Source organism: Ignatzschineria indica (assembly GCF_003121925.1).
Classification (GTDB): Bacteria; Pseudomonadota; Gammaproteobacteria; order Cardiobacteriales; family Wohlfahrtiimonadaceae; genus Ignatzschineria; species Ignatzschineria indica.
Map to the genome: position 1 here is coordinate 80,239 of NZ_QEWR01000006.1, position 23,672 is coordinate 103,910.

General features: G+C 40.3%; 17 protein-coding genes, 2 tRNA genes, 2 rRNA genes and 1 pseudogene. 8 read left to right on the forward strand and 14 right to left on the reverse strand.

Translation table 11 applies throughout. From position 1 onward, the window contains the following. Window positions 1-23: 23 nt before the first annotated feature. Window positions 24-245: a hypothetical protein gene (locus DC082_RS09560; protein WP_109236784.1), complete on the forward strand. Its 222-nt coding sequence runs from the start codon at window positions 24-26 to the stop codon at window positions 243-245. Between the two features lie 191 nt (window positions 246-436). After that, window positions 437-610, forward strand: a complete 174-nt coding sequence (locus tag DC082_RS10860; protein WP_157957455.1) for a hypothetical protein — start codon at window positions 437-439, stop codon at window positions 608-610. 57 nt (window positions 611-667) lie between these two features. Here the strand turns inward: DC082_RS10860 and DC082_RS09565 are convergent, their stop codons facing one another. The 9 genes and pseudogenes from DC082_RS09565 to DC082_RS09605 all read right to left on the reverse strand — a co-directional run bounded on the left by DC082_RS09565 (window position 668) and on the right by DC082_RS09605 (window position 13,128). Continuing rightward, entirely contained in the window at window positions 668-1,120 is a 453-nt protein-coding gene (locus DC082_RS09565; protein WP_109236785.1) for a hypothetical protein, read from the reverse strand. Between the two features lie 173 nt (window positions 1,121-1,293). Further along, window positions 1,294-2,196 carry an NYN domain-containing protein gene (locus tag DC082_RS09570; protein ID WP_109236786.1) on the reverse strand — a complete coding sequence of 301 codons (903 nt, stop codon included), beginning with the start codon at window positions 2,194-2,196 and terminating at the stop codon, window positions 1,294-1,296. 170 nt (window positions 2,197-2,366) lie between these two features. Further along, window positions 2,367-3,035 carry a restriction endonuclease gene (locus DC082_RS09575; RefSeq protein ID WP_229821708.1) on the reverse strand — a complete coding sequence of 223 codons (669 nt, stop codon included), beginning with the start codon at window positions 3,033-3,035 and terminating at the stop codon, window positions 2,367-2,369. An 18-nt stretch (window positions 3,036-3,053) separates the two neighbouring features. Further along, window positions 3,054-3,974, reverse strand: coding sequence for a DUF5655 domain-containing protein (locus DC082_RS09580; RefSeq protein WP_109236787.1), 921 nt, complete (start codon window positions 3,972-3,974; stop codon window positions 3,054-3,056). Between the two features lie 290 nt (window positions 3,975-4,264). Next, window positions 4,265-4,354 (reverse strand) — tRNA-Ser (locus DC082_RS09585). A 109-nt stretch (window positions 4,355-4,463) separates the two neighbouring features. Then, window positions 4,464-5,771, reverse strand: coding sequence for a fosfomycin efflux MFS transporter AbaF (gene abaF, locus DC082_RS09590; protein ID WP_109236788.1), 1,308 nt, complete (start codon window positions 5,769-5,771; stop codon window positions 4,464-4,466). A gap of 344 nt (window positions 5,772-6,115) precedes the next feature. Next, complete coding sequence (locus tag DC082_RS09595; RefSeq protein ID WP_420810075.1) at window positions 6,116-12,142, reverse strand: YadA-like family protein; 6,027 nt, start codon at window positions 12,140-12,142, stop codon at window positions 6,116-6,118. A 186-nt stretch (window positions 12,143-12,328) separates the two neighbouring features. After that, a pseudogene (locus DC082_RS11110) lies at window positions 12,329-12,628 on the reverse strand (hypothetical protein); the annotation flags it as partial. Continuing rightward, complete coding sequence (locus DC082_RS09605) at window positions 12,598-13,128, reverse strand: ESPR domain-containing protein (RefSeq protein ID WP_109236790.1); 531 nt, start codon at window positions 13,126-13,128, stop codon at window positions 12,598-12,600. The pseudogene DC082_RS11110 and the gene DC082_RS09605, both read right to left, overlap by 31 nt. A gap of 602 nt (window positions 13,129-13,730) precedes the next feature. Here DC082_RS09605 and DC082_RS09610 point away from each other — a divergent pair. Continuing rightward, complete coding sequence (locus DC082_RS09610; protein ID WP_109236791.1) at window positions 13,731-14,234, forward strand: hypothetical protein; 504 nt, start codon at window positions 13,731-13,733, stop codon at window positions 14,232-14,234. A 187-nt stretch (window positions 14,235-14,421) separates the two neighbouring features. Here the strand turns inward: DC082_RS09610 and DC082_RS09615 are convergent. Together DC082_RS09615 and pyk are read right to left on the reverse strand one after the other, a co-directional pair. Beyond that, window positions 14,422-14,511: transfer RNA gene (locus tag DC082_RS09615), tRNA-Ser, on the reverse strand. Between the two features lie 80 nt (window positions 14,512-14,591). Continuing rightward, on the reverse strand, window positions 14,592-16,031 hold the full coding sequence (gene pyk, locus DC082_RS09620; RefSeq protein WP_109236792.1) for a pyruvate kinase: 1,440 nt from the start codon (window positions 16,029-16,031) through the stop codon (window positions 14,592-14,594). Window positions 16,032-16,329: 298 nt separating this feature from the next. On the opposite strand from pyk, the gene hemN reads away from it, so the two are divergent. From hemN to nfo, 5 genes are all read left to right on the forward strand, one after another. Continuing rightward, the gene (gene hemN / locus DC082_RS09625) at window positions 16,330-17,706 is read left to right on the forward strand and encodes an oxygen-independent coproporphyrinogen III oxidase (RefSeq protein WP_109236793.1); all 1,377 of its coding nucleotides are present in this window, start codon (window positions 16,330-16,332) and stop codon (window positions 17,704-17,706) included. Window positions 17,707-18,740: 1,034 nt separating this feature from the next. Further along, window positions 18,741-19,097: a DUF485 domain-containing protein gene (locus tag DC082_RS09630; protein ID WP_109236794.1), complete on the forward strand. Its 357-nt coding sequence runs from the start codon at window positions 18,741-18,743 to the stop codon at window positions 19,095-19,097. Continuing rightward, complete coding sequence (locus tag DC082_RS09635) at window positions 19,081-20,769, forward strand: cation acetate symporter (protein ID WP_109236795.1); 1,689 nt, start codon at window positions 19,081-19,083, stop codon at window positions 20,767-20,769. Before DC082_RS09630 ends, DC082_RS09635 begins: the two co-directional genes overlap by 17 nt. A gap of 134 nt (window positions 20,770-20,903) precedes the next feature. Continuing rightward, window positions 20,904-21,413 (forward strand): GNAT family N-acetyltransferase, encoded by a 510-nt coding sequence (locus tag DC082_RS09640; protein ID WP_109236796.1) that lies wholly within the window; start codon window positions 20,904-20,906, stop codon window positions 21,411-21,413. 78 nt (window positions 21,414-21,491) lie between these two features. Next, a complete protein-coding gene (nfo, locus tag DC082_RS09645) occupies window positions 21,492-22,337 on the forward strand; it encodes a deoxyribonuclease IV (RefSeq protein WP_109236797.1) in 846 nt (281 codons plus the stop codon). 453 nt (window positions 22,338-22,790) lie between these two features. Here the strand turns inward: nfo and DC082_RS10665 are convergent, their stop codons facing one another. From DC082_RS10665 to DC082_RS09655, 3 genes are all read right to left on the reverse strand, one after another. Further along, window positions 22,791-23,000 (reverse strand): hypothetical protein, encoded by a 210-nt coding sequence (locus DC082_RS10665; protein WP_133243707.1) that lies wholly within the window; start codon window positions 22,998-23,000, stop codon window positions 22,791-22,793. Window positions 23,001-23,116: 116 nt separating this feature from the next. Further along, window positions 23,117-23,231, reverse strand: a 5S ribosomal RNA gene (gene rrf, locus DC082_RS09650). A 182-nt stretch (window positions 23,232-23,413) separates the two neighbouring features. Further along, window positions 23,414-23,672: ribosomal RNA gene (locus DC082_RS09655) — 23S ribosomal RNA — on the reverse strand; the annotation flags it as partial.

Here is a 23,672-nt window from a genome sequence, read left to right on the forward strand (position 1 = left end):
ACTTATCTAAAAGGAGTATTAAAGTGCCTCATCTGCCCGCTGACAAGCGCTATTTTGATTCCCAACAAGGTAAGATCCTCTCGGAGAGTTATGGTGGCAAGAGAAGAAGAAGTACGGAAACAGATAACGCTAGCAGAAATGAGCTTTATCGGAATACCGAGATCCCGAAAGCTCAGCATCATGTCTCACCACAAATATCTAAGAGAAGCTTACTTTTACTTCTCCCCCCCAACATTCGTCCTTAACTTGATAAAAGGAGATCTGATCTAAATATAGGCATTGAAACGACTCTACCAAGTCCATTTAGAGCCACTCTCTATGGCGATTGTAAAGCAGAAGATCAACTGTACCTCGCCCCTGCTGATCCATATCGATGAATCAGGAAACAGATACCTTTAAGGTAATGATCTTTGGTCAGGAGATTCGAGGTTAGAAATTGGATTCCTATCAGTCGGTTGAGCAGCAATTAGCTGATAGCGAAATAGAGGACTATCTAAAGGAACTATTAGCGGCCTACTCACACTACTTCTACCATAAAGAGAGTAGAAAAGTGCGCTCCCGCTCCATCTTTATTGCCGACCCATCGTTATTTAAGAGAAACTCGCTCTGAACGAACCTTGAGAAACTTGGGAAAAACAGGTCTTTATTGCAAACGAAGGGAAAGTTGTTAATTTCTACTGAACATATTAGTAATATACCCAAAACAGATTATTATAAAAAAATATAAAATCATAAGGTATAGCCCCACATAAGCAAAAAGTGGCAATAAGAGGAATTGTAAAGTCGTGCCAATAGTGCCATAAAGCCAATCCGTCTCCTTATAATTCACTATTGCCACGAAAAGATACAAAATAATAGCGATGCCCATCACCACAAGACCATTCAAGGTCTCCCGATTAACCTCTAACCCTAAAAATTCACTTCCCGTTCCCGTCAATGATGATTGATACCACTTTAATCCACCATAAAATATAGCGGCGCCAATTCCCAAAAATCCCGTCGCACCCATGGTCAAAAACTGATAACCAAACTTATCTTCACAATGTTGATTAAAGAGATAAATTGCCCCCATAAAGAGCAGGATTCCTAAAACTACACCTAAAATAATTAAGACGGTCATTATATTTTCCCAAACAGACGCTAAATAAATCAAAAATCGATTAACTAAAATTTCATTAAAGTGAGATATATTATTTTATTTATCTGAAAATTCAATAATGAAATAGCGTAAGTCTCTTTTTAGCCAAAACTAACAATTTTGGTTCCCTATCAAAACAAAATATTACCAGCTTGCTATTTTTTCAAAAAAGAGGTCAAAGAGCCACAACCCAATGTCTCTTTATAATGAATGCCTCTATCTTTCAATCTTCGACCTATCCGGTCTCTATCTAATAACGCTCTATCTTTCTCATCACAACTATATTTTTTGATAATTTCTCGCACTTTTTTAAGTTCACTTTTAGGTAATTTACAAGCAATATGAAGTGTATTTTTTTGTCGATTCAATCTAAATAGAGCTATCGTTTCAATTAACTCTGATAACTTGGAATAACCATAGTTTCGAACATCAAATTCAGGATCTACTTTATTAATATAAGATCCTACAACGCCTAAGGAGACCCACCCTGTATCTTGATCATGTTCTTTAATGGCATTGCGAATCAACTTCAATAATGATAAATCTGATCGAAGAGAGATTTGATCCCAGACCTTTTTTTGGCCAACACGAACAGACTTACTCCCACGATCCACTAGGTCAACTAGACTCTCGGTTGATGCTTCATCTCTAACCAGCAAATTATCAATAAATATATATTTATCACACGATCTGCGAAATGCTGCGGGCGCTGACTGTTTACCAATCCCATAGACTTGAATACCATTTTTACGAATACGAGAAACTAGTCCGGTAAAATCACTATCACTCGAAACAATACAAAATATATCAAATTGCTGACTATGTAATAGATCCATAGCATCGATCACCATCGCAATATCTGTCGCATTTTTGCTACGGGTATAAGCAAACTGCTGAACGGCCACTAATCCATGACTCAAACATTTCTCTTTCCAGCTTTTAAGTGCCGGGGAGCTCCAATCGCCATAAGCTTGCTTAACGTAAGATGTCCCATATTTGGCAACTTCTTCTAAAATAGCATCGATCAATACAACAATATTTGAAGAACATACCGTCATAAATAGAATATGCCTTAAATTTAATATTTAATAATAAAGTAATAAGATGGAATAATAGATTCTTTACCCTTCACTTTCTAAAGACCAACCTTAAAAAGATATCCCCCTATCTCAATACCGTTTCTCCTCTTTTAGACGGTTAACCATTAGCAATTTTATATCATGCAATATCATGATTTTGGTTGAAAATTAAAATCTACATTTCCACAGTTTTCACACCAATAATAGATCTTACTACTCTTCCTCGAGTAGAGCTTTAATAATTTACCGTTATGACAAGCCTTACAGGGATTTAACTCGGCGATAGAATATTGATAGTAACTATTTGCAAAGGCTTCTGGAAAGTATTTTGCTAAAAGCATAAATAGTTTTTTACGGTCGATTAAAATTAAAAAATCATCCACTGCTTCTAGCGCTGGCATTGTAAAATAATGCGTTGTAAAAAAGAGCGCATATTGATATTCGTTCATTGTTGCTCCTTTAAAACTTTGAACGCACTCTTTACTAACCTGTTCTGTATTTCTTTTAGGGTTCCAGGCTTTACATTGCACCGCTATTTCTCTCTGATTCCCAACAAAACCAATAATATCGACGCCTTTATCATTTTTACCATCAATAATTTGCGTGCTATACCCCATTTTTTGTAACAATTCCGATATTACATAATTGAAATCATTGGCATTGCAATCATCAATGGAATGAATAATTTTCATCAACTTATGGGCTTTAGCACTATTATTCACATAATCTGTTGTTTCTAATAAGCTCGGCAAAGAGACTTGTATTGGTGCCTGCTTTGGTGCTGCTTTAGTCATCATCTTTTTAATAGCTGTGAACATCTTATCTTTTTCCTCTCCTTAAAGCTTTTGCTTAATCACACTTAAAATGTATTCTAATTGATCACTATTTGAAATGATCATCTCATAGTCTCCATTTCCATAATGACCGACATGACTCACATCACGGAAAATATGCTTAGGCTCATCTAATGATCCCCAAACTGCATTGATATAGAGTTTTAATGCTCTCTTTTGAATCTCAATATCCACAATATTGGTTTTATCTTTTTTAAAAGCAGCATAAAACTTGGTATAAACCAGTTGCAGTTCATTATCGAGATTTAAAATGGCCTGTTTAAACCGCTCGTAAAGCTCAATGGTTTTTTCCGAACCTCTTTGGTAAAAAGTGTCCTCATCGTACACAACAATCTCTTTGGTGATATTGGCTAAAGACGCATTTTCACCTTTTTCGGATGCCATAGATTGCGGTAATGCCGGCGCACTTTTAGAACGCTCGACAAAATTCACGGTTAATAGATCATTTTTATAGCGCTTAAACTCAATCAGTTCGATACCTAAATTTTTAAAATTAGTGGCATTTTTTTGATAATCGGTGAAAGCATTGGCAACAAAAAGAATCCGGCTCTGGCTCCAATCCACATCACTACGCTTTAATGTTTGTCCTAGATTTTGCTCGTTATATTCAACGATTAAGCTATCCCGATACTCCAGCAAAGCATTAAGGTAAGAAACGCCCTGATCCACAACACTCTGATTTTTATCGCGCTTATATTCAATCACCACAAATGCTTGTTTCTCATGATCAAATGCTAAGGTATCGAAACGAAATTGCTTGAGCAGAAATTCTGATTTCACCAATGTTAAGCCGGTCAGCAGGGATAAATGAGTTTCAAAGAGTTGTTGCATCTCTTTTTCAAGCTGAAAGGGCTGCTCTTTAATCGCCTCTAAATGAGAAGCACTGATTTTATAGATATCCATTTCGCCTCTTTATACAAACATGCGTTGAAGCATTGCTTTTTTCAGCTGTTGATAAGTGCCTTGTCTCTGCTTCTGCGACTTGATCTCCCAGAAGAAATCGCCGATTTCGGTCTGTTCTGACATAGTGCACGATCCAATAATTTGGGAATTTAATTATTAGATCATAGCAGAATCGAAGGAAAATGGCTCAAAGTGCGTCATTAATCAGAGGGATAGATCTTCACTCAACTTTCAAAAGACAACAAAAAACCCTCGCAACTCAAAGAGTTAAACAAGGGGTTTGACATATCTGGCGGAGGCGGTGGGATTCGAACTCACGAACGGTTTAACCCGTTGCCGGTTTTCAAGACCGGTGCCTTCAACCACTCGGCCACGCCTCCATTTATATAAGAATGTTATTATAATGAAAAGTTAAAACTCTGCAACTGTTTCTTACATAAATTTTTCTATCAATCTTTATCACTCCTTCATATCTTTTTCGTTATCTCCCTACTTATCATCAAAACTGAGCGATTTCCCTTTTGTCTCCTTAATTAAAGAGATCGAAACAATAGAGATGAGACTCGCACAGACAAGGTAGATCGATATCGGCACCGAGCTATGAAAGTGATCGAGTAACGCTAACGAGATTAAGGGAGCCCATGAGCCTGCTAAGATTGGAGCGATCTGATAACAGAGTGAAAGCGCCGTATAACGCACATGTGTAGGGAATAGTTCTGTCATTAGTGCCGAGTAAGGTGAGTAGGTCATCGATTGGAAGAAGAGCCCGATAATAATCGCCAACATAATAATGCCATCATGCCCCGTATCCATCATGGGGAATGCGAAAAATCCCCATGTCGCCGTCAAAACTGCGCCCGTTACAAAGATCGGCTTTCTTCCATAAACATCACTTAAATGCCCCATCAGCGGAATAAAGAAGACGTGGATCAAATGTGCGCCAAACATCATCACTAAAATCTCTGTTGTATCTTTATGAACCACTAGTTTTAGATAGCTGATGGAGAAAGTAACCACCATATAATATAAGATATTTTCAACAAAACGGGTTCCGATGCCGGCAGCTATCGCTTTCTTATGATATTTCAATACCTCAACAATACCGAGTTGCTTTTCTGCTTTTAGTGCCTGCTGTCTTTGAGCTTCCTTAAATACCGGCGCATCATCAACACTTTTACGAATCCACAGTCCAATTAAGACGACAACAGCAGAGAACCAGAAAGCAACGCGCCAACCCCAATCTAAAAACTGCTCTTGGGTTAATAATGTAGATAAGAGTAGAAGAATAATGGTCGCCACTAAATTTCCTAAAGGAACGCCTGCTTGTGGCCAACTAGCCCAAAAACCTCTTCGATCGGGTGGGCTATGCTCAGAGACTAAAATCACAGCACCGCCCCATTCCCCACCAAAAGCAAATCCTTGAATTAAGCGGAGAGAAACTAGTAATACCGGCGCCCAATAGCCGATGCTATCAAAGCCAGGAATTGTTCCCATCAAAAAGGTGGTAATCCCCACCATAATCAAGCTAATCTGCAGAAGCTTCTTTCGCCCATATTTATCGCCAAAATGACCAAATATAATTCCTCCTAATGGGCGTGCTAAAAAACCAACGGCATAGAGTGCAAAGGCTGCTAATATTCCATCAATCGCATTTCCTGTCTGCTTAAAAAATACTTGTCCAAAGACTAGTGCGGATGCTGTTCCATAAAGAAAGAACTCATACCATTCAGCCACGGAGCCCACGGTTGATGCCGCGACCGCTAGCTTCAACTCTTTTGACGCCTTCTTTTTTGCCATATCTATCTCCTTATTATCTTTATTATTATTTTCAATGTGGATACTTTTTAATCTCACATCTCTATCTAGAGTCTAAGATTTAGCATTTTTATTCTTGATGAAAAAAGCGGTAAAAGATGCTGATTTTGGCATAGGAGCAGATAGATGATTTAGGGACAATAGAGGAAAATAGAGAAAAGGGATATTCTTTATAGACTTGAAGTAGGTTAATCCCTCTCTATAAAAAATAACCCCGAAAAGAACTTATCTGTTCAATTTCGGAGTTAATCCGATTTTTATAGAATCTACTTGATCGACTTAACTGATCAAGTAGAGATTAATACTTAGGGATTAATGCTTAGAGATTAAAATTCAAAAGCCACACCAGCACCTATCCCTACTTTATTCTGAGTATCATAAGAGAATTGAACTCGATATTTTGCACGATCATTAATACGACCTTGAATACCCATCGACATCGCACTCTCACCATCGTAATAGCCAACACCCATACCAAATGAGTATTTTGAGTAGTCAATATAGGGAATCGAGCTCATCGCCATCGCACTAGCAATACCGGCACTTGCAACTTTACGGTTTTCATGCACTTTTTTCTCAATATGATTCATACGAGTATTGTAGTGATTGAGTGTATAGTTAATATTTTGAATCTGTTGATTAGCCTGCGTAATCGATTGATTCATTTCATAGATCTGACCACCATTGACCGCTTCTGTTGAGCCGGCACCGATATAACCATCAGCAACGCCGGTCACTTTACGGCCAGCGCCATCTGCTTTCGCAAAGTTGATCGCGCTAGCTTGCTGATCCCCCGTAATAGTAATAGCGCCAACAGTCGATTTGTTACCCTCTTTATCATAAATCACCGCTTCACCTGTACCGAACATCTGATTTTGATCGATCGCTTGAATCGCTTCAGCAACGCTATTGTAGCCTTTACCACCAACAGTAAAATTATTACCATTCGTATTATATTTCACATAGCCAGAGGAATCGACCATAGCACCGCCGCCAAGGAGATTAGCAATTGCGGTATTTGCATCATAGAGTTGACCGCCATTAACCGCCTCATTAGAGGATGGCGCAATATTACCCTCCGCTAAACCTGTGAGTTTACGATTCTCACCGGCACCATTCTCTTTAGCGATATTAAAATCACCACCGTGCGCAAGCTTATCGTCAATAACGATCTCATCTCCATGGACCTGAATAACACCACTCTCCCCTTTTGTGATGCTCTCTACTTTGCCACTAATGTCACCCACACTGTTATTAATCGTATCGATTCTATCAGTCACATGCTTAAAGCCATCTTCTACAGTATTGATATCTGTATCCGCTTGGAGCGCATCTTTAAAGTTAGGCGCTGTCCATTTTCCATCACTATCAATGCTGGCACCACCGCCAAGAGCATCGGCAATATTGCCGATATTAGTGCTATTTTGATCTACTCGACCTGTTAGGTCTTTGATATCATCCCTGTTTTGCGCAATCTCATTGCTATTAATCTCTACAGCCTGATTAGTTTGATTGAGTTGCGATCCACTTACAGCGTCGGTAGAAGTTTCTGATAAATCCCCTGCAGTTACACCTGTCACTTTTCGAGTGTCACCATTATCTTGTGCAAGATTGAGTGTATCCCGCCCACTAGCGACTTCGTTATTAATCACAATCTCATTGGGTTTCCCCTGCCCTGAACCGCCCAGAATAAAGATACCTCCCGAGCGATTAAAGCTATCCATACGTTTGTCGAGGTGATCAAACCCTTGATAGACGCTAGTGATCGTCCCTTCTTCAACACCGGTGAAAGCAGATGAAAAATCGAGTTTCTCTAAACGGCCATCAGGATTGAGTCGACCTTGATCCCCCTCCCCCATCAATGCGAGAGAGATAGCTCTATTACTCTCATAGAGCTGAGATCCATTGATAGCATCTTTAGAGTTCGCATGAACCGATCCTTCAGCAAGATCCGAAATCTTCTGACCTGCCATATCGATACCCAATTGTGTAATCGCCGGACCACCATCAATCATTAAACCGCGTTGGTTAAGTGTTGTATCACCCATTGCAATCGAGCCATCTGCTGTTAAATTCAGATCCTTCGCTAATTTAATCTCAATATTACCGGCATCATCAACATTCACACCGATATTGCTATCTGTGAGAGTCTGCACTTCAGCACCGCCGAGAAGATGCACTGTTTCACCCTGTTTATAATTATGAGATTGGCCATCATCACCGGCAAAATTCAGGCCCAGATTGAGACCTTCATTCAGCTGTTGAGCGACACGATCTAATTGTGCTTTATTCACTGCATCATCATCTTTCTCTCCTGCAGAAAGACCAGAAATGACCTTATTACCGGCATAAATACCGTTTGTAGTGACGCTCGGACCATCTAAAATAGATAAGCCTGATCCATTTAATTGAGTATTACCCGCTTGTACCGAATCAATATGGAGATTCTTCGCAAGTTTCACTTCAATCTCACCCTGATTATTGATATTGATACCGATATTATTGTCACTCAATTGTGTGCTATCAGCTCCACCTATAAAACTTAACTTGTCACCAAGCTGAAGATTTCTCTCACCACTATCTGCCGCAAAGTTAAGCCCTTTAGCAATGACTTCACTATTTTGTGCAATATGATCCTCATTCTCAGAAACACGCTTTGTCACATTCGTGATATCTTGCTTGTTTTGGGCAATATCTTTTGTATTAAGCTCTATATCTTTCCCAAGAGAAATAATTCCTGCTTCATTTGTCGTTACTCGAGAACCGAGAGATTCTATACTGGACTCATTGTCGGTAACTCTCTTAGTAACATTATTTAGATTCTCATTCGTAGTTTTGATGGTTTCAGTATTCTCTGTAACCCGACCATCTAATCCAATAATCGCTTCTTGGTTCGCTTCAATATCAGTGCGGTTTTTAGCGATTGCTCGTGTATTATCCAGGACGTTCGAGTTAGTTTGGAAGAGCTGTGATCCATTCACGGCCTCGGTAGAATTTTCTGATACATCACCTTCCGCGACACCGGTTAAGGTGCGAGCGGTTACTTTCCCTTCACTATCGACATTGGCAAAATCGAAAGCTGTTGCTGTTTTGCCGGCAACATTATCAATCACAAGCTTTTTACCATCTTCAGAGAGCTGCACAAGTCCGGCTTTACCCGAAACAATACGGCTGTTGAGTGTGCTTAAACCATCATAAACGCTATTCACCGGCGAGCTGGCACCAACGGCACCGGCAAAATCGATCTCCTTCAACGTACCATCCGCATTTAACTGAGCATTTTCACCCATTAAAGCTTTAGAATTCTGCTGATTTACAGTGTAAAGCTGTGCGCCATTAATCGCATCGGTGGAGTTCTGCGCAATCTCCCCTGCCGTTAAACCAGTAATTTTACGGGTAACAACTTCGCCTTCACTATCGACACCACCAATATTAAATTGAGTGCGATCTGCCACTAAATCAGGATTGAAAAGAATCTCCGAATTTTCACCTAAGACCAATAATCCCGCTTTTCCACCCATCACAGATTGGATAGCAGTGCTATTTTTAGCGATATCATTCGTATTCGTCGTAACACGACCATCTAACTTACCAAATGCTTCCTGATTCGCTTTCTGATGAGCATCGATGTCAGTTCGATTTTTATCGATTGCATCTTTATTCTCAGCGATTGCCTTTTCGTTGACGCCGACTTGATCAGAAACATTTTTAAGATTCTCATTCGTAGTCTCAATGCTCTTTGTATTAGTCACGATACGATCATCTAATCCACTAATCGCTGTTTGATTCGCTTCAATATCAGTGCGGTTTTTAGCGATTGCTCGTGTATTATCCAGGACGTTCGAGTTAGTTTGGAAGAGCTGTGATCCATTCACGGCCTCGGTAGAATTTTCTGATACATCACCTTCCGCGACACCCGTTAAGGTACGAGCGGTTACTTTCCCTTCACTATCGATATTAGCAAAATCGAAAGTCGTGGCTGTTTTGCCGGCAATATTATCAATCACAAGCTTTTTACCATCTTCAGAGAGCTGCACAAGACCCGCTTTACCCGAAACAATACGGCTGTTGAGCGTGCTTAAACCATCATAAACGTTGTTGATCGGAGAGCTGGCACCAACAGCACCGGCAAAGTCGATCTCCTTCAACGTACCATCCGCATTTAACTGAGCGTTTTCACCCATTAAAGCTTTAGAATTCTGCTGATTTACAGTGTAAAGCTGTGCACCATTAATCACATCGGTAGAATTCTGCGCAATCTCCCCTGCCGTTAAACCGGTTATTTTACGGGTAACAACTTCGCCTTCACTATCGACACCACCAATATTAAATTGAGTGCGATCTGCGGCTAACTCAGGATTGAAAAGAATCTCCGAATTTTCACCTAAGACCAATAATCCCGCTTTTCCACCCAAAACAGATTGGATAGCAGTGCTATTTTTAGCGATATCATTGGTATTTTTGGAGGTTTGTTCAGTAACTGTCTTGATATCTTCCTGGTTTTTGGCAATAGCTCCTGTATTCGTCTCTATATCTTTTCCAAGAGACGTAATGCCCGCTTCATTTGTCGTTACTCGAGAACCGAGAGATTCTATACTGGACTCATTGTCGGTAACTCTCTTAGTAACATTATTTAGATTCTCATTCGTAGTTTTGATGGTTTCAGTATTCGCTGTTACGCGCCCATCTAACTTACCAAATGCTTCTTGATTCGCTTTTTGATGGGTTTCGATATCTTGCTTATTCTGAGCAATTGCATCTTTATTCTCAGCTACACTCTTATTAGTTTTGTTGAGCTGTGATCCATTCACCGCATCTGTAGAGTTTTCTGATACATCACCGGCCGCGACACCCGTTAAGGTGCGAGGGGCCACTTTCCCTTCGCTATCGATATTAGCAAAATCGAAAGCTGTTGCTGTTTTGCCGGCAACATTATCAATCACGAGCTTTTTACCATCTTCAGAGAGCTGCACAAGACCCGCTTTCCCCGAAACAATACGGCTGTTGAGCGTGCTTAAACCATCATAAACACTGTTCACCGGCGAGCTGGCACCAACGGCATCAGCAAAGTCGATCTCCTTCAACGTGCCATCCGCATTTAACTGAGCCTTTTTACCCATTAAAGCGTTAGAATTCTGCTGATTTACAGTGTAAAGCTGTGCGCCATTAATCGCATCGGTAGAATTCTGCGCAATCTCCCCTGCCGTTAAACCGGTTATTTTACGGGTAACAACTTCGCCTTCACTATCGACACCACCGATATTAAATTGAGTGCGATCTGCGGCTAAATCAGGATTGAAAACAATCTCCGAATTTTCACCTAAGACCAATAATCCCGCTTTTCCACTCATCACAGATTGGATAGCAGTGCTATTTTTAGCGATATCATTCGTATTCGTCGTAACACGACCATCTAACTTACCAAATGCTTCCTGATTCGCTTTCTGATGAGCATCGATATCGGCGCGGTTTTGATCTATATCCGTGCGATTCTGAGCGATATTCCCTTCGTTTTTGGAAACTTGATCAGAAACTATCGTGATATCTTGCTTGTTTTGAGCAATCGCATCTGTATTTGTCTTCACACGACCATCCAAGTCGCTAATCGCTTCTTGGTTCGCTTTCTGATGGGTTTCGATATCTTGCTTATTCTGAGCAATCGCATCTGCATTTGTCTTCACACGGCCATCCAAGCCGCTAATCGCTTCTTGATTTACTTTCTGATGAGCATCGATATCAGTTCGATTTTTTGCAATCGCATCTTTATTCTCAGCTACACTCTTATTAGTTTTGTTGAGCTGTGATCCATTCACCGCATCTGTAGAGTTTTCTGATACATCACCGACCGCGATACCGGTTAAGGTACGAGCGGTTACTTTCCCTTCACTATCGACATTGGCAAAATCGAAAATAGTAGCTGTTTTACCGGCAACATTATCAATCACAAGCTTTTTACCATCTTCAGAGAGCTGCACAAGACCCGCTTTACCCGAAACAATACGGCTGTTGAGCGTGCTTAAACCATCATAAACACTGTTCACCGGCGAGCTGGCACCAACGGCACCGGCAAAGTCGATATCCTTCAACGTGCCATCCGCATTTAACTGAGCTTTTTTACCCATTAAAGCTTTAGAGTTCTGCTGATTTACAGTGTAAAGCTGTGCACCATTAATCGCATCGGTAGAATTCTGCGCAATCTCCCCTGCCGTTAAACCGGTTATTTTACGGGTAACAACTTCGCCTTCACTATCGACACCACCGATATTAAATTGAGTGCGATCTGCGGCTAAATCAGGATTGAAAAGAATCTCCGAATTTTCACCTAAGACCAATAACCCTGCTTTTCCACTCATCACAGATTGGATATCTTGCTTGTTCTGAGTGATATTAGTCTCATTTTTTGAAACTCGACCTGAAACATCAGTAATATCTTGCTTATTTTGGGCGATGTCCTTTGCATTATTTTCCACACTTTTACTGATGGATGTTATCTGCTCTTCAGTAATCGCAACCCTATTCCCAACTGCATTAAGGCTCTTACTTACAAGATTAATATCATTTCTATTCGCAGCTACATCTTGATTCGTTTTATCAAGCTGTGATCCATTCACAGCTTCTTTAGAGGTAGATGAAAGTTCACCATCTGCAATGTTAATGAGTTTTCGCTGTAATTCACCATTCCCGAAGGAAACAGCATTCTCAACTGTAACTGTGGAGCTTGCCCCTATTGCAACACTATTTTTAGCTGTACTAGTAGCTTGATTCCCTATAGCGATACTATTTTGTACCGTTGACTTTGCCTTATTACCTAAAGCAATAGCTTTATCACCTGAGGCATCACTATTATCTCCAACTGAAACAGCTCGATTTCCTGTTTGGGTACCCCACCGATAGCAATAGCTCCTTCATTTGATTTAGCCTTATTACCTATAGCAATCCCCCCTTCATTTTTAGAAATCGCTCCAGGACCTATAGCAACTGTGACTGGAGCGCTTGCTTGAGCTCCTTGTCCAATGCTAATTTGAGTTTCATTTTCTAATAGACCTGCAAAGGTCGTTGGAGTCTCTAAATATTTCACTCCAGCAACTACGTCTATTTCATTTTGGCCTTCTTTCTCCATATCAGAAATATTTTGAATATCCTCTTCTGAGTCAGAAAAATTATTTTGAATAGCGTCTTGAGCAAATGCTACTGTTCCTTGAGAGATAAATAGTAGACTTAAACCTAACGTAACTAATTTCGATAAAGATTTACCTTTCTTTCTTTGAGAAGATAGTTCTGAAACAACTACATAAGCTTGTTTAACATAACTCCAAATAACTTTATAAATCCTATTCATAATCCTATTCACCACTTACATATCAGGACAATATATTTCAAAACCGATTCTAATAACGACTATTAGACAGAAAGAGACAATAATTAAAACAATCTGTGAGTGTAGGATTTTATTTTAAAAACTATTAATCTCATAAGAGATTTACATAATATTACAAAGTAAAATGAGTGTGGGAATTAACTCTAATAGAGAATTTAAGGTTAGGGACTTATCTCCATAGTAAAAAAGCAAATAAAAACAGATGGTTATATTTATTAATTTCTTTGAAATTATATTAATAAAAGATCACCAATAGCAGAAAACATTAAATATTCATAAATCTTAATTATGATATTTACATTTATTTAAGAATCAAAGCTTTCAAAACGTTATAAAAAAAACAAATGATAGCAACTCATTAATTAAAAATATCATTTTATAAGCTCTTCATATTTTTAATGCACAATCGATATTTTTGGCTATAAAATAAGATCCCTTTTTTAGATGTGAAAGATTATAAGTCGTTAGTGATTATCATCTATAGGAAAAAGATCGCTACTGCTTCACTTCAGAAACATCATCACACTATTGCAAAACAGACATTGAAAAATAGATATCAGATAATGAAAAATAGATCCTTAACTTATCTCTCATTAACCGCCACTTTCTCTTTACTCCTAAGTGCTTGTGGCACATTTCCACAACAATCTTATGGAATCTACGATACGCCGATGCCATCAACCGAGATCTCATTCCCTACGGAAGAGCGCACAATTGTAATCTACGATACGCCGGCAATCATTATGCCTACAGGCAATTATGGGGAAGTACATACAACCAAATCGAGTAAAACCTCCGGCGATAGTCAAACTCAAACAGAAGGCGGATGCATCACCAATGAATCTCACGATTTTCATACGAATGGGATCAGTACTACGCGCAAAAGCAACTGTAATAGTAGCTCTCAAACACGCAGCAATAGCAAGACACGTTCTACATCAAGTAGCGTAGGTTTTAATGTCGATGGCCCCGTCGGTGCCGCATTGGGCATGATTCGTCAAATGGAGGAGATCAACAATATCCAAGAACAGAATGCCAATGAGATGTTTAAAGCTTTTGGATTTTAAAGTTATAGATTTAGTTATAGCTCTAGTTGAAGGTTCAAAATTAAAAAACATCCTTCCCGATAATATCATTTCAAATATTTACTAATCTTGAATCATCCGCAATGAATCATTTCAGCGGATGATCTCAACCAATGATTTATTGCAGATATAATAAAAAACCCCTAGCGAATGCTAAGGGTTTTAAGATTGGCGGAGGCGGTGGGATTCGAACTCACGAACGGTTTAACCCGTTGCCGGTTTTCAAGACCGGTGCCTTCAACCACTCGGCCACGCCTCCATAGGTAAGAATGAATATTATAATGAAAAGTTATGACTTCGCAACCTATTTTTCATTCTCACTGCTTTTTTGACCGCTAATTAATCAATCGTCACAATACGAAGGCAGTTTGTACCACCTTGTTGGAAATTGAAAGAACCGAAGGTAACTAAGATACGATCCCCTGATTCCACCGCATTTTCTGCTTTTAAGACACTCACCACTTGACGTTGAATCTCATCATCGGGAGAAGGTTTAAAATCATAGAAAATTGGGGTTACACCACGGCAAATCGTCAAACGTCCACATGTATCTTGATTACGGGTAATACCATAGATCGGTAAATCCGTCGTAATACGACTCATCAAGAGCGCTGTCGTTCCTGTCTCTGTTAAACAAGCAACTGCTTTAATATCAAAGTGATTCGCTAAAACGATGGAAGACATGGCTATCGCCTCATCGGTGCGCTCAAATTTGAAAGGCTCCTCTCTTAAAGAGTAACCACCTTGCAAACCTTGTGCATACTCAACTTCACTCTCTGCGCCTCGACAGATCTCTGACATCGCCCGAACTGTTCTAACGGGATATTTCCCAACAGCTGTTTCTGCGGAGAGCATAACGGCATCTGTTCCATCAAGCACGGAGTTAGCAACGTCCATTACTTCTGCTCGAGTCGGCGATTGATGTTCAATCATCGATTCCATCATCTGTGTTGCTGTAATCACTGCCTTATCAAGCTGTCGCGCACGTTTAATAAAACGTTTCTGAACCCCAACGAGTTTCGCGTCTCCAATCTCAACACCAAGATCTCCACGCGCAATCATAATGGCATCAGAGGCTTCAATGATCTCATCAATATTCTCTAATGCTTCTGTTCGCTCAATCTTTGCAACAATACCTGCTTTAGAGTTTGCGGCTTTTAACAGCTCACGCGCCTCTAAAATATCAGCTGCAGTTTTAGGAAAAGAGACGGCGATAAAGTCTGTATTAAAACCAGCGGCACAAATGAGATCTTCTTTATCTTTCTCAGTTAATGCTGCAGCAGAGAGACCGCCCCCTTTTAAGTTAACCCCTTTTCGATTTGAAAGAGGTCCGGCAACAACCACTTTAGTCTGAATCTCTGTCTCTGTAACGCCTGTCACATCTACAATAATATTGCCATCATCTAATAGGAGAGTATCGCCAATCTTCACATCATTAACCAACTCTTTATAAGCGATACCAACACGCTCATTATTGCCGGCATCTTCATCTAATTGGGTATCGAGTACAAAGACCTGCCCCTCTTCGAGTTCAACCTTCCCTTCAACAAAATTCTCAATACGAATTTTAGGCCCTTGAAGATCCGATAAGATCCCCACACGAACACCTAATTTATCAGCGATTTCTCGTACCGCTTCAGCACGTGCCTTATGTTCTTCATGCTCGCCATGAGAGAAGTTGAGACGAACAATGTTAACCCCTGCTTTAATAATTCCCTCAAGAACTCCAGGTTTATCCGTTGCAGGACCTAATGTAGCTACAATTTTGGTACGGCGCATCTTAATGACTCCTCTTAATGACCATAAAAAACAGATTGATACAGGGAGGGACTCCCTAATAAAAGTATACCGCTAATTAGATCACTTCGCTCAAGAAATCAGGAGAAAAGCATCATGATCCGCTCCTTTACGTTATAATGAAGCTAAATTTATGGGTTAAAAGCCATAAAAACAGTATAGGTACATCATAAATACATTACAAATACCGGGTGAGTAAGATCATTGTGCCATTTTAACCCGATCTTCACCCTTCATAGATCTTCGAGCAGAAGCTTATCATTAGAGAATATAGAGCATTATGACAAATAAAATATTTAATGAAGCCCTCATCGCGAAATACGATAAAGCGGGTCCTCGCTACACCTCTTACCCTACTGCGGTTCAATTTACCGAAGAGTTTGGGAGCAAAGAGTATCAACAGGCGGCAGCTGAATCTAATGCTAGGAAAAATCCGCTCTCTCTCTACTTCCATATTCCATTTTGTGCAACGATCTGTTTCTACTGTGGTTGTAACAAGATTATTACCAATAATCGTAAGCGCTCACAACCCTATCTCGATCGGCTCTTTAAGGAGATGGAGATGCAAGGAGAGCTCTTTAGTAATCGTGCGCCGGTAAAACAACTCCATTGGGGCGGAGGTACGCCGACATTTCTCTCTCATGATGAGATGCGCTCACTGATGGAGAAGACTAGAGAGGAGTTTAATCTTCTCTCTGATGATGAAGCAGAGATCTCCATTGAAGTGGATCCTCGTGAAGCTGATGCTGATACCGTTCGCTTCTTGCGCTCTATCGGTTTTAATCGCTTAAGTATGGGAGTACAAGATTTTGATGAGAAGGTTCAGGTCGCGGTCAACCGTATTCAACCGAAAGAGATTACGATAGAAACTTTAACCGCCGCACGCGAGTCAGGTTTTAATTCAATCTCTCTCGATCTCATCTATGGCCTTCCTTTCCAAACGGTCGATAGTTTCAATCGGACACTCGAAGAGGTGATTGAACTTTCACCTGATCGGCTCTCTGTCTTCAACTACGCACATATGCCCCATCTCTTTAAGACACAAAAGCAGATGAATCCTGAAGATATGCCATCCCCTCAAGAGAAATTACTCATCTTAAAACAGGTGATTGAGCGCTTAACGGATGCAGGATATGTCTATATCGGTATGGATCACTTTGCCAAACCGACAGATCAGTTAGCCATTGCCCAAAAAGAGGGACTACTCTACCGTAACTTCCAAGGTTACAGTACCCATTCAGATTGTGATCTTGTTGGAATGGGTATCTCTTCGATCTCTCAAATTGGAGATATCTATGCGCAAAATGCCAAAATTATGCCACAATATGAAGCAATGATCGATCGTGGTGAGCTTCCTATTATGCGTGGAGTAAAACTGACGAAAGATGATCTGATTCGTCGCCATGTGATTACAGAGATTATGTGTAACCTTAAACTAGATCTCGATAAGGTCAGTGAAGATTTAGGTATTGATGCACGAGAATACTTCAAAGATGATCTTCCTGAACTCAATGCAATGCAGGAAGATGGGCTAATTATTATCGACAATGATCGCTACTATGTACAGGATGCAGGTCGTCTCTTAATCCGTAACATCGGCATGGTTTTTGATGCTTATCTTCGTAAAAATGATAATCGTTTCTCACGCGTTATCTAAAATATTGTGAAAATATTGCAAAAACATCTTTTACTAAAAATATAAATCAAAATCGAAGATCGATAAAAGATAAATCACAGAAGAATCAGTAAGTTAAATAATATTGTATCGGGCATTAACTTCTCTCTAATTGAGGAGTTAATGCCCGATTTTTATTTCTGAGTTGCTATAAAAAAAAAGCTGTGATAGCTTTAACTCATCCACCCTAGGAGAACAAATGTGCGCATAGAGATCCAAAAAGGACGGAGACGCACAGGCAGGAGGCAGTATATAGGTGTTAGCAGGCGGTTGGGCAGATCGATCAGAGCGCTGATCAAGAAGGTCTTTCCAACCGCTGTGCTAAATCTTATTCCACACTCTTGCAATAATAGGGATTCTCATAGAGTAGAACGGTAAGAGTGACACAGAGTAATATCACAATTTGCAACTGAGAAAGGAGACTCCATCGAATCGATATCTCCCCCTCACTTTCTCAATAGAGAGATTGAATGAGGCAAAATAAGAAGCGTTTGTAAAGTGTGATAAGCAAGCTACTGAAACCTTTTTAAAATCAAAAAAGATTTAATGAATTAATGAAAATCTAGATGAAGACACTAGATCAAAGTTTATTAAACGCTTGTTAAGGATTAGAACTTGATTATAAAAATCCTTAGTAGGAGAAGAAAAGAGGAAGTAGCAGCGAAGAAAAGGAGGAGCGATCACATGAATGATCTTCCCCTAAAAGTTGTAACCGAATGTTCCTTTACAGATTTCAAATAATAGATGGCAGAGATTAGATCGATGATCTAACATCTCGCCTTTAATGGATCATGGAGTATTGAATTTCACCGTAGAGAAAATCGATTACAAACAGAGCAATGTGGATAAAAATATCTATCAGAATAGCGATAAACAATCAATACAACAAAACTAGATTGAACTGAATTGAGTTAAATTGCGTTGAGTTGAATCGAAATAAATTAAATTAAATTAAATTAACAATTTGAAGTAACCGTTTTTAATACCATCACTATCTACAATACGAGGAGGATATTATGTCCAATTCAAATCAGGATAATACGCAACGCGATTATGATGCAATGACCATCGCGATTAGTAAAAATCCTAAATTCTATGACGTAGTCAGAAGAAAACAGACCTTTAGTTTAACGCTACTGGCACTCACTCTAGGACTCTATATCCTATTGATGCTTGCCGTTGCATTTGCACCTAACTTGGTAGGAATGCCTATCTCTAAAGATTCTGTAACCACATGGGGAATTCCAGCAGGTTTCTTCCTGATTATCTGGACAACGATTTTAACGGCGCTCTATATCAGCCGTACCAATAAAGTCTATGACCCAATGACTGAAAACTTAATTAAGGAGGCGGCAGATGAAACGCTTAAATAGATCATTAACAGCTAGCGCGATTCTATTATCGCCGCTTCTCAGCAGTGCCTTTGCACAACAAGCAGGCGAGAAGAATTGGACAGCAATCATTATGTTCTTTGTCTTTGTTATTGCAACGCTCTGGATCACTTTCTGGGCAGCCAATAAGACAAAGTCAGCTTCCGACTTCTATACCGCAGGTGGTGGCCTTTCAGGATTCCAAAATGGTTTAGCCATTGCCGGGGATTATCTCTCATCCGCATCCTTCTTAGGAATTTCCGCGATGGTATTTACCTCGGGATATGATGGATTAATCTACTCTTTTGGATTCTTTATCGGGTGGCCAGTTATTCTCTTCCTTATGGCTGAGAGATTCCGTAATTTAGGTCGCTTTACCTTTGCTGACGTGACGGCATATCGCCTCAAACAGCGCCCTATTCGTATTCTTGCCGCTTTCTCAACAATGGCGATCGTTCTACTCTATCTGATTGCACAGATGGTAGGTGCCGGTAAATTGATCGAATTACTCTTCGGTTTAAGCTATGGCTTTGCGGTAATGATCGTTGGGGTCTTGATGGTGATGTATGTTCTCTTTGGAGGAATGCTCGCAACCACTTGGGTACAGATGATCAAAGCGGTATTGATTCTCTTCGGTGCAACTGTAATGTCTGTTGTTGTACTCTACTGGTCTGGTTTTGATCTTGGCACACTCTTTAAACATGCTGTTGAAAAGAGTCCCAATGGTATCGATATTATGAAACCCGGTCTTCAATTCCCTAACCCTATTGATGCTATCTCATTAGGAATTGGTCTTATGTTTGGTACTGCCGGTCTTCCCCACATCTTAATGCGTTTCTTCACTGTTAAAGATGCAAAAGAAGCACGTAAATCAGTTCTCTATGCGACAACCTTTATCGGTTACTTCTATCTCTTAATGTTCATCATCGGTTTTGGTGCAATCGTCTATGTTATGGGTGTGCCGGAGTATATGAGCGGTGACTCATTAATTGGTGGCAATAACATGGCAGCGATTCATCTTTCACATGCTGTTGGTGGTAACCTCTTCTTAGGCTTTATGTCCGCAGTAACCTTCGCAACCTTAGTTGCAGTTGTTGCAGGATTGACCTTATCAGGCGCATCAGCAATTAGCCATGATATCTATGCTAATGTGATCATGAAAGGGAAACCTGTCATGAAGACAGAGTTGAAGATCTCTCGCTATACCACGATTGCTTTAGGTATTATCGCAATCTTATTAGGGATCCTCTTTGAGAACCAAAACGTTGCTTTCGTCGTAGGGCTTGCATTCTCAATCGGAGCTTCTGCAAACTTCCCACTTCTCTTCCTCTCAATGTACTGGAAAAAACTCTCAACACGTGGAGCGGTTATTGGTGGTGCGGCAGGTTTAGCATCTGCAGTGATCATCATTATCTTAGGTCCTGAGGTTTGGGGTAAAGTCTTAGGGAATGGCGATGGAATTATTCCTTACAACAACCCTGCACTCTTCTCTATTCCTATTGCATTTATTGTCACAATGATTGTATCGCTCAATGACAATTCAGCAGAAGCAAAAGCAGAAAGAGCAGTATTCAGTACCCAATATGTACGTTCACAAGTAGGGGGAGAAGGTATTGCTGAAGCGATTCAACAGTATCGTCAAGTAAACCATCCTGACTTTAATAAGAAGTCATAACAATAAGAACTCTCTAGTAAAAGAGTCATCTTGCGAGTAAAATAGAATTCGTTCGACCTTACTCGACTCTCATAGAAGCACTTCGAAAGAGGTGCTTTTTTTTATCTCATTTATAAACAATAGGAAGAGGACTGATGTCTACAGATACAAAACCGACCGCCGACATAATCGAGCCTACAGAGATGAATCGGATCGATCCTAACTCTGTTCTGATTCGCCCCTTAAGTCGCCCTGAAGATTTCCACTCTCTTATTCAGATTTGGTTAGATGCCTCTATTGAGGCTCATCACTTTATTCCAGAATCTTACTGGCGCTCTAAAGCGAAGGATGTCTGCAATATTTATCTCCCTACTGCAGAGACTTATATGGCGATTATTGAGCGTGAAATTGTCGGGTTTTATGCCTACTATCAACATAGGTTAGGGGCACTATTTGTTGAGCCTAAAATGCAACATCGCGGCATTGGTTCAATCCTACTTGAAGATGCTAAAAATCGATTCTCTCCTCTAGAAGCGCGAGTCTATAAGAGAAATAGTAATGCCGTTCAATTCTATCTTCACCATGGTTTTTTAATCCAAAAAGAGGAGATAGATACTGAAACTCAAGAACCGGAACTGATCATTACCTATAATCCCAGAGATTGAGGAATTAAATAGGGCAAATACCCCTTTTCGGCTCATTTTTTCGTACAATAGAGAAGAATTTTTAGAAGAGGATTAAGTATGACATATTATATTGGAGCACATGTCAGTGCTGCCGGAGGCGTTCAAAATAGCGTCAAAAATGCTCATGAAATTGGTGCAAATGCTTTTGCCCTTTTTACAAAAAATAATCGCCGCTGGGAAGGTCCCCCACTCAAAAAAGGGGATATCGACAACTATAAACGTTTTCTAGAAGTCTACCATTACTCACCTAAACATATATTACCCCACGCAAGTTACCTGATTAATCCGGGGCACCATGATCCTGAGCAACTTGAAAAATCACGAAATGCTCTCTTAGATGAATTCCAACGTTGTGAACAATTAGGAATTGAACTCATCAACTTTCATCCCGGCAGTCATCTAAATAAGATAAGTGAAAAAGAGTGTTTAGCGACCATTGCTGAATCGATCAACATTGTTCTTGATCAGACAAAAGGAGTTACTGCCGTTATTGAAAATACAGCAGGACAGGGGACTAATCTAGGCTTTGATTTTGAACACATTGCTCAAATTATTGAAGATGTCGAGGATAAGAGTCGAGTCGGTGTCTGTATCGATACATGCCATGCCTTTGCCGCAGGCTATGAGCTTCGCACTGAAGAAGGATGTGATGAGACCTTCACTCAATTTGATAAAATTATTGGCTTCAATTATCTAAGGGCGCTCCATCTCAATGATTCAAAAGGAGCTTTTGCGAGCCGTGTTGACCGACATCATAGTTTAGGCCAAGGAGAAATAGGGGAACCCCCTTTCCGCTATATCATGCAAGATGATCGCTTTCGTAATATGCCACTCATTTTAGAAACCATAGAACCAGCGATCTGGAAAGAAGAGATTGCATGGTTAAGATCATTAGAAAAATAAGCCAAAGTTTTACGATAAAGTCTCTAGATAAAATTCGTCAACTATAACGCATCCACTTAAATCCTACATCGGATCATCCCCATGTAGGTTTTTTTACTACCAACACAAAGCAAGTCACTCATCAGAGGACATCAAAGATGCCAACCGGCAGACATGCAGTTGTGATAAGAGTGAGATAGTCGGCTCTCGCCACTCAATAAATCCTCTTATGAGTTCAAACCCTAAAACAAACAGAGGCTGATGAATTGCCGGTCCTCACTATCGCATTCTTCCAGAAACTGCGTGCCGGCAAGGGGCATTGAAAATGCCGGCCGGCGGGCATGCAGTTGTGATAAGAGCGAGATAGTCGGCTCCCGCCACTCAATAAATCCTCTTATGAGTTCAAACCCTAGAACAAACAGGGGCTGATGAACTGCCGGTCCTCACTATCGCGTTCTTCCAGAAATTATCTTCTTAAGAATCATAAAAATGATTAGTTGAAACAACAAAGGCTGATGAGTTGCCGGATCTTACTACTGCATACTTCCAATAATCGCGTGCCGGCAAGAGGCATCGAAAATGCTCAAACTGCGGGCATGCACCGGTTAAAAGAGTGAAGTAGTCGGTTCCCGCAACTCCACGAATCTTCTTAAGGAGAAAACATCCAGGATTGTTAGTAGCCATTCATCATCCTGCTTTCTATTAACTCTATTGAATAAAGAGAGATTACTTAAAAATTACTTAAAAAATCCAGACAAAGAAAAAGCTCCTAGCTAATTAGCTAGGAGCTCTTAATGAAGCCCTGGGGTTGACCTACTCTCACATGGGATCTCCCACACTACCATCGGCGCTGCTACGTTTCACTTCTGAGTTCGGGATGGGATCAGGTGGTTCCATAGCGCTATTTTCCCCAGGAAAACTGGCTTGTGCTTGAAGTGCTGATGCATCTCTGCATTTTATCTTGCACTCCACTCACGAATAAATTTGATTAGTTGGTTAGTAACAGCAATGTCAGATTGAATTGCTTAAGTTGTTTGTATTCGCGTCAACTTTGGAAACGATCATGTCTCGTATCAAAATTGTCTAAGACCTATTATATGGTCAAGCCTCACGGTCAATTAGTATTGGTAAGCTCAATGCATTACTGCACTTACACACCCAACCTATCAACGTCGTAGTCTTCGACGGACCTTCAGAGGGGTTAAACCCCTAGGGAAATCTAATCTTGAGGTGGGCTTCCCGCTTAGATGCTTTCAGCGGTTATCCCGTCCGTATGTAGCTACCCGGCTATGCCATTGGTATGACAACCGGACCACCAGAGATACGTCCACTTCGGTCCTCTCGTACTAGAAGCAG

Coding starts and splice junctions, on each gene's coding strand:
- DC082_RS09565 (WP_109236785.1), bottom strand. CDS start 1,120: ATGACCGTCTTAATTATTTTAGGTGTAGTTTTAGGAATCCTGCTCTTT.
- DC082_RS09570 (WP_109236786.1), bottom strand. CDS start 2,196: ATGACGGTATGTTCTTCAAATATTGTTGTATTGATCGATGCTATTTTA.
- DC082_RS09575 (WP_229821708.1), bottom strand. CDS start 3,035: ATGTTCACAGCTATTAAAAAGATGATGACTAAAGCAGCACCAAAGCAG.
- DC082_RS09580 (WP_109236787.1), bottom strand. CDS start 3,974: ATGGATATCTATAAAATCAGTGCTTCTCATTTAGAGGCGATTAAAGAG.
- abaF (WP_109236788.1), bottom strand. CDS start 5,771: ATGGCAAAAAAGAAGGCGTCAAAAGAGTTGAAGCTAGCGGTCGCGGCA.
- DC082_RS09595 (WP_420810075.1), bottom strand. CDS start 12,142: ATGAGTGGAAAAGCAGGGTTATTGGTCTTAGGTGAAAATTCGGAGATT.
- DC082_RS09605 (WP_109236790.1), bottom strand. CDS start 13,128: ATGAATAGGATTTATAAAGTTATTTGGAGTTATGTTAAACAAGCTTAT.
- DC082_RS09610 (WP_109236791.1), top strand. CDS start 13,731: ATGAAAAATAGATCCTTAACTTATCTCTCATTAACCGCCACTTTCTCT.
- pyk (WP_109236792.1), bottom strand. CDS start 16,031: ATGCGCCGTACCAAAATTGTAGCTACATTAGGTCCTGCAACGGATAAA.
- hemN (WP_109236793.1), top strand. CDS start 16,330: ATGACAAATAAAATATTTAATGAAGCCCTCATCGCGAAATACGATAAA.
- DC082_RS09630 (WP_109236794.1), top strand. CDS start 18,741: ATGTCCAATTCAAATCAGGATAATACGCAACGCGATTATGATGCAATG.
- DC082_RS09635 (WP_109236795.1), top strand. CDS start 19,081: ATGAAACGCTTAAATAGATCATTAACAGCTAGCGCGATTCTATTATCG.
- DC082_RS09640 (WP_109236796.1), top strand. CDS start 20,904: ATGTCTACAGATACAAAACCGACCGCCGACATAATCGAGCCTACAGAG.
- nfo (WP_109236797.1), top strand. CDS start 21,492: ATGACATATTATATTGGAGCACATGTCAGTGCTGCCGGAGGCGTTCAA.
- DC082_RS10665 (WP_133243707.1), bottom strand. CDS start 23,000: ATGGCTACTAACAATCCTGGATGTTTTCTCCTTAAGAAGATTCGTGGA.